This is a genomic window from Streptomyces sp. NPDC051051 (assembly GCF_040682975.1).
Taxonomy (GTDB): domain Bacteria; phylum Actinomycetota; class Actinomycetes; order Streptomycetales; family Streptomycetaceae; genus Streptomyces.
Genome location: NZ_JBFBCB010000098.1, coordinates 1 through 12,722, shown reverse-complemented (window position 1 = coordinate 12,722; position 12,722 = coordinate 1). Strand labels below are relative to the sequence as shown.

Annotated in this window: 9 protein-coding genes and 1 pseudogene; 6 read left to right on the top strand and 4 right to left on the bottom strand. The window is 71.3% G+C overall.

Translation table 11 applies throughout. The annotated features are described in order from the left end of the window. Positions 1–88 precede the first annotated feature (88 nt). On the bottom strand, positions 89–2,314 hold the full coding sequence (locus AB0N31_RS35620) for an MMPL family transporter (protein WP_366062680.1): 2,226 nt from the start codon (positions 2,312–2,314) through the stop codon (positions 89–91). 174 nt (positions 2,315–2,488) lie between these two features. Between AB0N31_RS35620 and AB0N31_RS35615 the strand changes: the two genes are divergently transcribed. From AB0N31_RS35615 to AB0N31_RS35605, 3 genes are all read left to right on the top strand, one after another. After that, a complete protein-coding gene (locus AB0N31_RS35615) occupies positions 2,489–3,181 on the top strand; it encodes a TetR family transcriptional regulator (protein ID WP_366062679.1) in 693 nt (230 codons plus the stop codon). A gap of 131 nt (positions 3,182–3,312) precedes the next feature. Continuing rightward, positions 3,313–3,552, top strand: a complete 240-nt coding sequence (locus AB0N31_RS35610) for a heavy-metal-associated domain-containing protein (RefSeq protein ID WP_366062678.1) — start codon at positions 3,313–3,315, stop codon at positions 3,550–3,552. Positions 3,553–3,630: 78 nt separating this feature from the next. Continuing rightward, positions 3,631–5,883, top strand: a complete 2,253-nt coding sequence (locus AB0N31_RS35605) for a heavy metal translocating P-type ATPase (RefSeq protein WP_366062677.1) — start codon at positions 3,631–3,633, stop codon at positions 5,881–5,883. 736 nt (positions 5,884–6,619) lie between these two features. Here the strand turns inward: AB0N31_RS35605 and AB0N31_RS35600 are convergent. The 3 genes from AB0N31_RS35600 to AB0N31_RS35590 form a co-directional block, all read right to left on the bottom strand. Then, the gene (locus AB0N31_RS35600; protein WP_366062676.1) at positions 6,620–7,918 is read right to left on the bottom strand and encodes a citrate synthase; all 1,299 of its coding nucleotides are present in this window, start codon (positions 7,916–7,918) and stop codon (positions 6,620–6,622) included. Positions 7,919–8,116: 198 nt separating this feature from the next. Further along, complete coding sequence (locus AB0N31_RS35595; RefSeq protein ID WP_366062675.1) at positions 8,117–10,384, bottom strand: ATP-dependent RecD-like DNA helicase; 2,268 nt, start codon at positions 10,382–10,384, stop codon at positions 8,117–8,119. Positions 10,385–10,412: 28 nt separating this feature from the next. Continuing rightward, entirely contained in the window at positions 10,413–11,063 is a 651-nt protein-coding gene (locus AB0N31_RS35590; protein WP_366062674.1) for a TetR/AcrR family transcriptional regulator, read from the bottom strand. A gap of 75 nt (positions 11,064–11,138) precedes the next feature. On the opposite strand from AB0N31_RS35590, the gene AB0N31_RS35585 reads away from it, so the two are divergent. From AB0N31_RS35585 to AB0N31_RS35575, 3 genes and pseudogenes are all read left to right on the top strand, one after another. Beyond that, on the top strand, positions 11,139–11,831 hold the full coding sequence (locus tag AB0N31_RS35585; protein ID WP_366062673.1) for an NAD(P)H-binding protein: 693 nt from the start codon (positions 11,139–11,141) through the stop codon (positions 11,829–11,831). Further along, a complete protein-coding gene (locus AB0N31_RS35580) occupies positions 11,828–12,232 on the top strand; it encodes a pyridoxamine 5'-phosphate oxidase family protein (RefSeq protein WP_366062672.1) in 405 nt (134 codons plus the stop codon). The genes AB0N31_RS35585 and AB0N31_RS35580 overlap by 4 nt, the downstream gene beginning before the upstream one ends. Positions 12,233–12,367: 135 nt before the next feature. Continuing rightward, positions 12,368–12,628 (top strand): annotated as a pseudogene (locus AB0N31_RS35575) (alpha/beta fold hydrolase); the annotation flags it as partial. Positions 12,629–12,722: the final 94 nt, after the last annotated feature.

Here is a 12,722-nt window from a genome sequence, read left to right as displayed (position 1 = left end):
CGATACTGGTTGTATCGGGGCGATCCCGACAACGCGGCGAGCGTGCGTGCCAGGCGTCGCCGGGCAGACGGGACTTTCGAAACACGCCCTAGCCGCGTGCCCCCACCACGTCCGGCTCCGGCTCCGGGTCCGGCTCCTGGTCCGCGGTCGGGGCCGGCTCTCCCTCGCTGAGGCCGAACCGCTGGTGGAACCTGCTCAGCGGGACCGGCGCCCACCAGGTGGCCCTGCCGGTGAGGCGCATGACGGCCGGCACCAGCAGGCTGCGGACGACCATCGCGTCCATCAGGACCGCGAGGGCGATGCCCAGCCCGAGCATCTTGGTGTTGGTGACCCGCGAAGTGCCGATCGCGACCATCACCACGGCCAGGATGACCGCCGCCGCCGTGATCAGACCGCCCGTGCGCTGGAGGCCCAGCCGGACCGCCCCCTCGTGGTCGCCACTGCGGTCGTACTCCTCCTTGATGCGGGAGAGCAGGAACACGCCGTAGTCCATGGAGAGGCCGAAGGCCACGCAGAACATCAGGACCGGCAGGGTCGTCTCGATGGAGCCGGGGCTGGTGAAGCCGAGCAGGCCGGAGAGGTGGCCGTCCTGGAAGACCCACACCACGGCACCGAACATCGCGGTCAGGCTGAGCGCGTTGAGCAGGACGGCCTGGACCGGTATCAGCACGCTGCCGGTCAGGAGGAACACCAGGAGCAGGGTGACCACGGTGATGAAGACCGCCGCCAGGGGAAGCCGGCCGCCTATCGCGTCCTTGGAGTCGACCAGCACGGCGGCGGCGCCGGTCACCTTGGTGTCGAAGGGGGCCTCGGTGGCGCGCAGGTCGCCCACCAGCCGCTGGGCGGCGTCGTCGACGGCCTCCCCCTCGGGCTGCACCGTGAAGTACGCCGAGTCGCCGTTCACCAGCGGACCGTCCACGCGCGCGACCTCCGGGAGAGCGGCGACGCGCTCCTTGTAGGCGGCGTACTCGGCCTGCGTGGCCCTGCCCTCGGCGAGGACCTCCAGGCCGCCCCCGGGGGTGCCGGGGAAGCCGTCCCTGAGGTGCTGCTGCACGACGTGGGACTCGGCGGAGGAGGGCAGCTGGCGGTCGTCGGCGGTGCCGAACTTCACGCCCAGGAAGGGCAGTCCGAGCAGGACGAGGACGGCCGTCGTGCCCAGCGCGAAGAAGGGGGCGCGGCGCATGACGAGGGTCGCCGCGCGTCCCCAGGCCGTGCCGGCCTCCGTGCCGGGGCCGGCGTCCTTCGCCCGCCCCCGCCGGAACAGGCGGCGCAGGTCGAGCGAGTCGACCCGGTGGCCGAGCAGGATCAGGGCCGCCGGGAGCAGGATCAGCGCGGCGGCCGCGGCCAGCAGGACGACCGCGATGCCGGCGTAGGCGAAGGAGCGCAGGAAGTACTGGGGGAAGACGAGCATCGCGGCCAGCGAGACCGCGACCGTGAGCGCGGAGAACAGCACGGTGCGGCCGGCCGTGCGCAGGGTGGTGCCGACGGCTGCCGTCGGGTCGGCGCCGCCGGAGAGTTCCTCGCGGAAGCGGCGGACGATGAACAGGGCGTAGTCGATGGCGAGGCCGAGGCCCAGGGCGGTCGTGAGGTTCATCGCGAAGACGGAGACGTCGGTGAACTCCGTGAGGCCGGCGAGGACCGCGTTGGTGCCGAGGATGGCGACGATGCCGATGCCGAGCGGCAGCAGGGCGGCGACCGCGCTGCCGAAGACCATCACCAGCAGCACGAGTGTGACCGGCAGGGCGATGATCTCGGCGCGGGTGAGATCCTCCTGGATGATCGTCTGCATCTCGTGCCGCACGGCCACGACGCCGCCGATCCTGACCTCCAGCGGGCCCTGGGCGCCGCGGTAGGAGGGGGCGATGCGGTCGAGGGTCTCGCCCATGGTCTTCTCGTCGCCCGTGATGCGGGCGGCGATCACCGCCTCGTGGCCGTCCTCCGCGCGCAGGGCGGGTGTCTTGGTCCGCCAGTAGGAGCCGACGCCCACGACGCCCTTCTCGGCCGACAGCCGCTCGGTGAGGCGGGTGGCCTCGGCGGCGACGGCCGGGTCGTCGACGGAGGCGCGGCCGGAGTCGACGAGCAGCAGCAGATTGGGCTGGGAGCCGGGGAACTCGCGCTCCAGGGCCTTGGTCGCGTAGGTGGACTCGGCGTCCGGGTCCTCCCAGCCGCCGCTGCCCAGTCTGTCGGCGACCCCGCTGCCCGCCAGCACCGCGAGCACGGTCAGCACCAGGGCGGCGAGCAGTGACAGCCCGGGCCGGGCGGTCACGAAGCGGGTCCAGCCCCCGACCCGCGGTGGGCGGTTGACTTCGGTCATCGTGCGGTGTCCCCTCACCATGATTGGACGTGACCCGTGCCGACAGAAGCGGGCAGCATGGGTCACCACTGCCATAGACTGGCAAACACGAGACATCGCTCGCGTTTCACTGGAACCAGAATGTGAGCGGTCACTCGTGTTTGTCAATCGCGTTCGGATAGCTGGGGAAAACTCGTGCCCGACACCGCCGAGAACCAGGCGAAGGAACAGCCGGAGAACCGGGCGAAGGAACAGCCGCGCCGCCGCCAGGCCCGCGGCGAGCGCCGGATCGCCCAACTCCTCGAGGCCGCCGCCTCGGTCTTCTGCACCACCGGCTACACGGCCGCGAGCACCAACGCCATCGCCCGCGAGGCCGGGGTCTCCCCCGGGACGCTCTACCAGTTCTTCCCGAACAAGGAAGCGATCGCCATCGAGCTGGGCGACCGGCTGATGCACGAGATGCGCGACGCCTACGGCGAGGTACTCGCCCCGGTGGACCCCGCGACCCCCCTGGAGGAGGCCGTCGGCGCCGCCGTCGACCGTTTCATCGCCTTCAACTGCGACCACCCGGTGTTCTTCGCCCTCATGCACGGCCCCGACATCCCCGGCCGCATCGCCGAGGAGCACGACGCACTGCACGCCACCCTGCTCGCCCGGGTCGAGGGACTGCTCTCCTCGCTGCTGCCCGACACCTCCCCCGCCGACCTCTCCCGCACCGCGCAGATGTGCCTGGGCCTGTACAAGGCGGGCCTGGAGCTGGTCCTCGGCCACGGGGGCGCCGAGCGGGAGGCGTACGTCCAGGAGCTGAAGAACGTCCTCGTCCGCTACCTCGAACCGCTGGTCGGCGAGCGCCTCGGCCGCGGCGGAGCGCCGACGAGGCGTCTTTGAGAAATACCCCCTAGGGGTATAACGTGGACGGAGTGGAGGCCCTTCAGGACCACCTCGGCCGATCCGCGGCCGGCCCACGTCCGGTCCGCGGCCGACCACTCAGCCCAACCGCCTCGACGAGGAGCAACGAGATGACCGCCCACACCGACATCCCGGGAACCGTCACCGCCGTCTACCAGGTGAGCGGCATGAGCTGCGGCCACTGCGAGGGCGCCGTCTCCGGCGAGATCTCCCGGCTTCCCGGCGTCACCTCGGTGAAGGCCGTCGCCTCCACCGGCGAGGTCACCGTCGTCTCCGCCGCCGCACTGGACGACGAGGCCGTACGCGCCGCCGTCGACGAGGCCGGCTTCGAACTGGCCGGCCGCGCCTGAGCCGTCCCCCGGCAGCGGGCCGCGCCGACCGGTGGACACTGGTCGGCACGGCCCGTTCCGCCCCCTGGAGTCACGGACATGTCCAGCACCACCATCCCGAACCCGGCCGCCGCCGGGTACTCCGAGGTCGAGCTGCTCATCGGCGGGATGACCTGCGCCTCCTGCGCGGCCCGCGTGGAGAAGAAGCTCAACCGCATGGACGGCGTCACCGCGACGGTCAACTACGCGACGGAGAAGGCGCGGATCAGCTACGGCGCCGGGGTGGAGGTCGCCGACCTGATCTCGGCCGTCGTCAAGACCGGCTACACCGCCGAGGAGCCCGCACCGCCGGCCACGGCCCCGGCAGGGACACCGGCCGAGGCGTCCGGGGACCGCGAGCTGTCGGCCCTTCGCCACCGCCTCCTCGTCTGCGCCCTGCTCGCCACGCCCGTCGTGCTGACGGCGATGGTCCCGGTGCTCCAGTTCGACAACTGGCAGTGGCTGTCCCTGACGCTCGCCGCGCCCGTCGTCGTCTGGGGCGGCCTGCCCTTCCACCGTGCGGCCTGGACGAACCTGCGGCACGGCGCCGCCACCATGGACACGCTCGTCTCCGTCGGCACCCTGGCGGCGTTCGGCTGGTCGCTGTGGGCGCTGTTCCTGGGCGACGCGGGCATGCCCGGCATGCGGCACCCCTTCGAGCCCACCGTCTCGCGCACCGACGGCGCGTCCACGATCTACCTGGAGGTCGCCGCCGGCGTCACCGCCTTCCTCCTGCTGGGCCGCTTCCTGGAAGCCCGCTCCAAGCGGCGGGCGGGCGTCGCGCTCCGGGCGCTGATGGAACTGGGCGCCAAGGACGTGGCCGTCCTGCGGGACGGGCGGGAGACCCGGATCCCGGTGGACCGGCTGGCGGTCGGGGACCGGTTCGCCGCCCGGCCCGGCGAGAAGATCGCCACCGACGGCACCGTGGTCGAGGGCGTCTCCGCCGTCGACGCCTCCCTGCTGACCGGCGAGTCCGTGCCGGTGGACGTGGGTCCGGGCGACACGGTCACCGGCGCGACCGTGAACGCGGGCGGCCGGCTCGTCGTCGAGGCGACCCGGATCGGCGCGGACACCCGGCTCGCCCGCATGGCCCGGCTCGTCGAGGACGCGCAGAGCGGCAAGGCCGAAGTGCAGCGGCTGGCCGACCGGGTCGCCGGGGTCTTCGTCCCGGTGGTGCTGCTGATCGCCGCCGCCACCTTCGGCGCCTGGCTCGGCCTGACCGGGGACACCGTCGCCGCGTTCACGGCGGCCGTCGCGGTCCTGATCATCGCGTGCCCGTGCGCCCTGGGCCTCGCCACCCCGACCGCCCTCATGGTCGGCACCGGGCGGGGCGCCCAGCTCGGCATCCTCATCAAGGGCCCCGAGGTCCTGGAGAACACCCGCCGGGCCGACACCGTCGTCCTCGACAAGACCGGCACCGTCACCACCGGCCGGATGATCCTGCGGGAGGTGTACGCCGCCGAGGGCACCGACGAGAAGCAGCTGCTGCGGTTCGCGGGTGCCCTGGAGCACGCCTCGGAGCACCCGGTGGCCCGGGCGGTCGCCGCCGGCGCCGAGGAGCGGGCCGGCCTGCTGCCGTCGGCCGAGCACTTCGAGAACGTGCCGGGGCGCGGCGTACGCGGGCGCGTGGAGGGCCACGAGGTGGCCGTGGGGCGCCTCCTCGACGACCTCCGCGACCTGCCGCCCGACGTGGCGCGCGCCCGGGACGAGGCCGAGCGCCGAGGTCGTACGGCCGTCGTCGTCGGATGGGACGGGGCGGTACGCGGGGTGCTCGCCGTGGCCGACGCGGTCAGGGAGACCAGCGCCGAGGCCGTGCGGGAGCTGCGCGCGCTCGGACTCGAACCGGTGCTGCTGACCGGGGACAACCGGGCGGTGGCCGAGGCGGTGGCGGCCGAGGTCGGCATCGACGAGGTGGTCGCCGAGGTGCTGCCCGAGGAGAAGGTGGCCGTCGTGCGGCGGCTCCAGGGCGAGGGGCGGGTCGTCGCCATGGTCGGCGACGGGGTCAACGACGCCGCCGCGCTCGCCACCGCCGACCTGGGCCTGGCGATGGGCACGGGCACGGACGCGGCGATCGAGGCGGGCGATCTGACCCTGGTCCGCGGGGATCTGCGGGTCGCGGCGGACGCCATCCGGCTGTCCCGGCGGACCCTGGCCGTCATCAAGGGCAACCTGGTGTGGGCCTTCGGCTACAACGTGGCCGCGCTGCCGCCGGCCGCGGCCGGGCTGCTCAACCCGATGCTCGCCGGGGCGGCGATGGCCTTCTCGTCCGTGTTCGTGGTGACGAACAGTTTGCGGCTGCGGACGTTCCGCTGACGAGGAGCGAAGTGCCGGGAAGTTACCGGTGATTAGGACCAAGTCGAGACCACAGTCCCCCTGGAGTCCGGCGCGAGCCTCACATAAGCTCTTCACAAGGCTCGCGCATCATCCTTACGCTTGGGCCTCGATCGCCGTATCCGGGCTCTTGCGCATCTAACGGGACATACGCAAGAGACACAGATCACAGTGATGTGAACGTAACCATCGAAGGGGTTCGACGGTCTAAGTTGGCGATGTCAGGAAGCGTCTTGGGGGGCGCGGACTGGCATCTGGGGATGTCTTGGGGGACTTCTCCAGAGATGCGTTGCCGGGGCACGCACACCGGGAAGCTTTGAGCGGCCCTCCCAGCGTGCGCTGTCCCGGCAGACCGCACACGGCAGGGGTACGACGAGTTCCGCTCGTTCCGCTCGACTCCCGCCGCACGACAATCACATACGGCATCAGCGAATTCAGGCGCTGTGTCCTCCAGACGCCCGGCCGGATCCCGTGGGGGGAATCCGCACCGGGACATGGGAAGGCGCCCTGGTCGTCGGCCCGTGGGGGGACCGACGCACCAGGGCGCCTTCTTCATGCCCGCGGGCCGTGAGGCCTTCCGCGCCCTCGCGCCGTGAGGCGCGTACGGGGCTGCCCTTTCGGACAGCCCCTCAGTCGTGCGCCCGCGCGACCCGGGCAGCGGGGCACCGGAGAGAGGCACCCCGCGCCGACAGGCGTCAGCGCTCGCCGCCGGAAGGCGTCAGCGCTCCTCGACCGGGACGAAGTCGCGCTCGACCACGCCCGTGTAGATCTGGCGCGGGCGGCCGATGCGAGAGCCCGGCTCCTTGATCATCTCGTGCCACTGGGCGATCCAGCCCGGCAGCCGGCCGAGGGCGAACAGGACCGTGAACATCTCGGTCGGGAAGCCCATGGCCCGGTAGATCAGGCCGGTGTAGAAGTCGACGTTCGGGTAGAGGTTGCGCGAGACGAAGTAGTCGTCGGAGAGCGCGTGCTCCTCCAGCTTGAGCGCGATGTCCAGCAGCTCGTCGGACTTGCCGAGGGCGGAGAGGACGTCGTGGGCCGCGGCCTTGATGATCTTCGCGCGCGGGTCGAAGGACTTGTACACCCGGTGGCCGAAGCCCATCAGGCGGACGCCGTCCTCCTTGTTCTTCACCTTGCGGATGAAGGAGTCGACGTCGCCGCCGTTGGCCTGGATGCCCTCGAGCATCTCCAGGACGGACTGGTTGGCGCCGCCGTGCAGCGGGCCCCACAGGGCGTTGATGCCGGCCGAGATCGAGGCGAACATGTTGGCCTGCGAGGAGCCGACCAGACGGACCGTGGACGTCGAACAGTTCTGCTCGTGGTCCGCGTGCAGGATCAGCAGCTTGTCGAGCGCGGAGACGACGACCGGGTCCAGGTCGTACTCCTGCGCGGGGACCGAGAAGGTCATGCGCAGGAAGTTCTCGACGTAGCCGAGGTCGTTGCGCGGGTAGACGAACGGGTGACCGATCGACTTCTTGTAGGCGTACGCCGCGATCGTCGGAAGCTTGGCGAGCAGACGGATCGTGGAGAGGTTGCGCTGCGTCTCGTCGAACGGGTTGTGGCTGTCCTGGTAGAACGTGGACAGCGCGGACACCACCGACGACAGCATGGCCATCGGGTGGGCGTCGCGCGGGAAACCCTTGTAGAAGTTCTTGACGTCCTCGTGCAGCAGGGTGTGCTGCGTGATGTCGTTCTTGAAGACGGTGAGCTCGTCGACGGTCGGCAGCTCGCCGTTGATCAGCAGGTACGCGACCTCGAGGAAGGTCGACCGCTCGGCCAGCTGCTCGATCGGGTAGCCGCGATACCGGAGGATGCCCTGTTCGCCGTCGAGGTAGGTGATGGCGGATTTATAGGCGGCGGTGTTGCCGTAGCCGCTGTCCAGGGTCACGAGACCGGTCTGGGCGCGAAGCTTCCCGATGTCGAAGCCCTTGTCGCCGACAGTGCTGTCGATCACCGGGTAGGTGTACTCGCCGTCGCCGTACCGCAGTACTACAGCGTTGTTGGTGTGCTCGCTCACGTCATCCCTCACCGACGTTGTGCCTCTTCTTCGAGGTTGCCCTGACTGTCTCTACCATCCCCCATTTGGCGCATGAGAGTGCACTCGGGGTCGGCCATTGGGCTTATCCACGGCACTCAGTGCCGCCAACTTGCTCATCCTGCCGCCTCCGTCACGGTTGCGGAAGAGCTCTGTGACCTTCGTGACTCATTTGATCGATCATTTTCCGCGCCCGCCCGCGAGCCGGAAGTCGAGAGCGGTGCAGCGCCGGCCCGCCGACACCGTGCGTACCGCCTGGCCGATCGCCTTGCGGGAGCCGACGAGGACGACCAGCCCCTTGGCGCGGGTGACGGCCGTATACAAAAGGTTCCGCTGGAGCATCATCCATGCTCCGGTGGTGACGGGGATCACCACGGCGGGATATTCGCTGCCCTGGGAACGGTGGATCGTCACCGCGTAGGCGTGGGCCAGCTCGTCCAGTTCGTCGAAGTCGTAGGGCACCTCCTCGTCCTCGTCGGTGCGCACGACGAGGCGCTGGTCGACCGGATCGAGCGAGGTGACCACGCCCACCGTGCCGTTGAAGACCCCGTTCTCCCCCTTGTCGTAGTTGTTGCGGACCTGGGTGACCTTGTCGCCGACGCGGAAGACCCGGCCGCCGAACCGCTTCTCGGGGACGTCGGGCCGGCCGGGGGTGATGGCCTGCTGGAGCAGTCCGTTGAGGGTGCCGGCGCCGGCCGGGCCGCGATGCATGGGCGCGAGGACCTGTACGTCCCGGCGGGGGTCGAGGCCGAACTTGGCCGGAATGCGACGGGCGGCCACGTCGACCGTGAGCCGGCCCGCCTCCTCCGTGTCGTCCTCGACGAAGAGGAAGAAGTCCTTCATGCCGTCGGTGACCGGGTGTTGCCCCGCGTTGATCCGGTGCGCGTTGGTCACCACGCCGGACTGCTGTGCCTGGCGGAAAACGCGCGTCAGACGCACGGCGGGGATCGGACCGCCGTCGGCCAGCAGATCGCGCAGCACCTCGCCGGCACCGACGCTGGGGAGCTGGTCGACGTCGCCGACGAAGAGGAGATGGGCACCCGGCGGGACCGCCTTCACCAGCTTGTTGGCCAGCAGCAGGTCCAGCATCGAGGCCTCGTCGACGACCACCAGGTCGGCGTCCAGCGGGCGGTCGCGGTCGTACGCCGCGTCGCCGCCGGGCTTCAGTTCGAGGAGGCGGTGGACGGTGGAGGCCTCGGCGCCGGTCAGCTCGGCCAGGCGCTTGGCGGCGCGGCCGGTGGGGGCGGCGAGCACCACCTTGGCCTTTCTGGCGCGGGCCAGTTCGATGATCGAGCGGACCGTGAAGGACTTGCCGCAGCCGGGTCCGCCGGTGAGGACGGCGACCTTCTCGGTCAACGCGAGCCTGACGGCGGCCTCCTGCTCGGGGGCGAGGTCGGCGCCGGTACGGGCGCGCAGCCAGGACAGCGCCTTGTCCCACGCCACGTCACGGAAGCCCGGCATGCGGTCCGCCTCGGTGCGCAGGAGGCGCAACAGCTGAGCCGACAGGGAGAGTTCGGCCCGGTGGAAGGGGACCAGATAGACCGCCGTGACGGGTTCCGCACTGCCGTCCGGGCCCGGCACCCGCTCCCGTACGACACCGGGGTCCTCGCCCTCCTCGACAGGCGCCGCGAGTTCGGCGAGGCAGTCGATGACGAGGCCGGTGTCCACCTGCAGCAGCTTCACCGCGTCGGCGATCAGGCGCTCCTCGGGCAGATAGCAGTGGCCCTGGTCACTGGACTGGGACAGCGCGTACTGCAGGCCCGCCTTGACTCGCTCGGGGCTGTCGTGCGGGATGCCGACGGATTGGGCGATCCGGTCGGCGGTGAGGAAGCCGATGCCCCAGACGTCGGCGGCGAGCCGGTAGGGCTGGTTCCGGACGACGGAGATGGAGGCGTCGCCGTACTTCTTGTAGATGCGGACCGCGATCGACGTCGACACCTCGACGGTCTGGAGGAAGAGCATGACCTCCTTGATCGCCTTCTGTTCCTCCCAGGCGTCGGCGATCTTCCTGGTGCGCTTCGGGCCGAGGCCGGGCACCTCGATCAGGCGCTTCGGCTCCTCCTCGATGATCCTCAGGGTGTCCATGCCGAAGTGCTGGGTGATGCGGTCTGCGAAGACCGGGCCGATGCCCTTGACCAGCCCTGATCCCAGGTAGCGGCGGATGCCCTGGATGGTGGCGGGCAGCACGGTCGTGTAGTTCTCGACCGTGAACTGCTTGCCGTACTGCGGGTGGGAGCCCCAGCGGCCCTCCATCCGCAGGGACTCTCCGACCTGGGCGCCGAGCAGGGCGCCGACGACCGTCAGGAGGTCGCCGCCGCCCCTGCCGGTGTCGACGCGGGCGACCGTGTAGCCGTTCTCCTCGTTCGCGTAAGTGATGCGTTCCAGCACGCCTTCCAGCACGGCCAGTCGCCGTTCCTCCGCCTGGGAGGCTCCCGCCTGAGTGGACATGATCCGACGGTAGCGCCGAGGTGTGACATCACGGGCACCGGTCCGGGATCGGGACCGGCAGCCGGCGGGCCGGTCCGGTGGCCGGCGCGGAACGTGGCCTCGGGGACAGTGCCGCGCGCAGCGCCGGGGTCAGGACGCGGCGGGCCTCGGACGGGGTGAGGGCGGCGTGGGTGGGGAGGGGATTGAGGTAGCGGGTGTAGATGAGGCCGCCCAGGATCGTCACCGCGGCCGTGGCGCGGGCGGTCGCGTCCCGGCCGCCGAGGAATTCAACAAGCCGGGCCAGCAGCTCGTGTTCCAGGTACTCGCGGATCACCTCGGCGGCCTCCTCGCCCTGAGCGCTCAGCTGGACGAAGTCGGCGTTCTCCCACAGGTCCGTCACCGCGTCGATCAGGCGGTCGGGGAGGGTGGCCGGGTCGCCGCCGAGGACGTCGTCCACCGCCAGTGCGTTGGCGCACTGGAACTGCATCACGTCCGCGAACAGGCCCTTCTTCGAGCCGAAGTGGTAGGCGATCAGCGCGGGGTCGACCCCGGCCGCCCCGGCCACCGCGCGCAGGGTGGTGCGCCGGTAGCCGCTTCGGAGGAAGAGGTCACGGGCCGCCGTGACGATCGACTCGCGGGTCGGCGGGTTGCCGCGGGGGCGGCCTCGGGTGCGGGCGGGGGCAGGGCCGGAGTTATTCATCGGCGTTGAGCCTGCGAGCCGCGATCCGCACAGTCAAGGGCGTTCCGACACCACGCGAAGGGATGACCCGACACCATGCGCATCGCAGTCTTCGGCGCCAACGGACCGACCGGCCGCCATCTCGTCGACCAGGCCCTCGCGGGCGGCCACGAGGTCGTCGCCGTGACCCGCCGCCCCGGTTCCCCGGCCGCACGGGCCGGCCTGGCGGTGGCCGTCGCCGACGCCACCGACCCGGCGGCCGTCGACACCGCGGTCGACGGGACCGACGCAGTCCTCTCCGTGCTGGGCACGCCCTTCAGCAAGGAGACCATCACCACGTACTCGGCGAGCGCGATCGTCGTCACCGCCGCGATGGCCCGCCACGGCGTCAAGCGGCTGCTCTCCGTCAGCTCCAACATGATGGACCCGCACTGGCGTCCCACCGGCGCGCACTTCTTCAACCACGTGCTCGACCCGCTGGTGACCCGGCGCCTCGGCCGCACCCTCCACGCGGACATGCGCCGCATGGAGGACGTGATCCGCGGGACGGACCTCGACTGGACCCTCGTACGGCCCTCGGGCCTCTTCGACCACCCCGTCGTCACCGACTACGTCACCTCCCAGACCAGCGCCGACGGCGTCTTCACCGCCCGTACCGACCTCGCCGCCGCCATGCTGCGCGAGCTGGAGGAGGGGCGGTACGTCCGCAAGGCCATGGGCGTCGTCACGACGGCCGTGAAGCCGAACACGGTCAAGCTGATCTGGAACGAGGGCGTGAAGAAGAAGTGAGCCGGACGACCGCCGAACTCACGCCCGCGGCAGGGGCGTTCCTCACCCGTCCGGCCACGGCCGCCTTCACCAGCCTGCGCCCCGACGGCACCCCGCACGTCACCCCCGTCCGCTTCACCCACGACGCGGCGGCCGGCCTGGCCCGGGTGACCACCCGCGCCGGAGCACGCAAGGCCCGCAACGTGGCGGCGGGCGGCCCGGCGGCCCCTGTCGCGCTCTGTCAGGCGGACGGTTTCCGCTGGGTCACCCTCGAAGGCCGGGCCGTCGTCACCGACGACCCCGAGCGCCTGGCCGAGGCGGTCCGCCGCTACACCGCCCGCTACCGCACGCCCCCGCCCTTCCCGCCGGACCTGGTCGTCGTCGAGATCACCGTCGACCGCGTCCTGAGCCTCAACCTCTGAGCCCCCGACCTGCGCCTCGACCCCGGCGAGGCCCGGTCGGCCGGCCTGCGCGCGGCCCGCCCCCGGCCCTCCGGCCCGAGCCCCCCGACCTGTTCCCCACCTGTTCCCCGGCGCCGAAAGCGACGTGACACCGCGATGCCCACCCTCCCCGTCCTCGGATCCACCCTCCACCACCGGGAGTCCGGCGATCCCGACGGACTGCCGTTCGTCTTCCTCCACGGCAATCCCACCTCCTCCCACCCCTGGCGGAACGTCCTGCCCGGGGTGGCCGGGCCCGGTCGCCGCCTGCTGGCCCCCGACCTCATCGGCATGGGCGACTCCGGCAAACCGGACCTCGCCTACTCCTTCGACGACCACGCCCGCCACCTCGACGCCTGGTTCGACGCCCTCGGCCTCACCTAGGGCGTGTTTCGAAAGTAGCGTCGTCTGCCCGAAGGGCAGGCCCGGCGGCGTCTGGTGCGTGCGATCGCAAGGCGGAGGGTCGCCCCGA

Bases quoted from the DNA above. Each gene is read 5' to 3' on its own strand.
- AB0N31_RS35595 (WP_366062675.1), bottom strand. From the start codon at position 10,384: ATGTCCACTCAGGCGGGAGCCTCCCAGGCGGAGGAACGGCGACTGGCC.
- AB0N31_RS35610 (WP_366062678.1), top strand. From the start codon at position 3,313: ATGACCGCCCACACCGACATCCCGGGAACCGTCACCGCCGTCTACCAG.
- AB0N31_RS35620 (WP_366062680.1), bottom strand. From the start codon at position 2,314: ATGACCGAAGTCAACCGCCCACCGCGGGTCGGGGGCTGGACCCGCTTC.
- AB0N31_RS35585 (WP_366062673.1), top strand. From the start codon at position 11,139: ATGCGCATCGCAGTCTTCGGCGCCAACGGACCGACCGGCCGCCATCTC.
- AB0N31_RS35590 (WP_366062674.1), bottom strand. From the start codon at position 11,063: ATGAATAACTCCGGCCCTGCCCCCGCCCGCACCCGAGGCCGCCCCCGC.
- AB0N31_RS35605 (WP_366062677.1), top strand. From the start codon at position 3,631: ATGTCCAGCACCACCATCCCGAACCCGGCCGCCGCCGGGTACTCCGAG.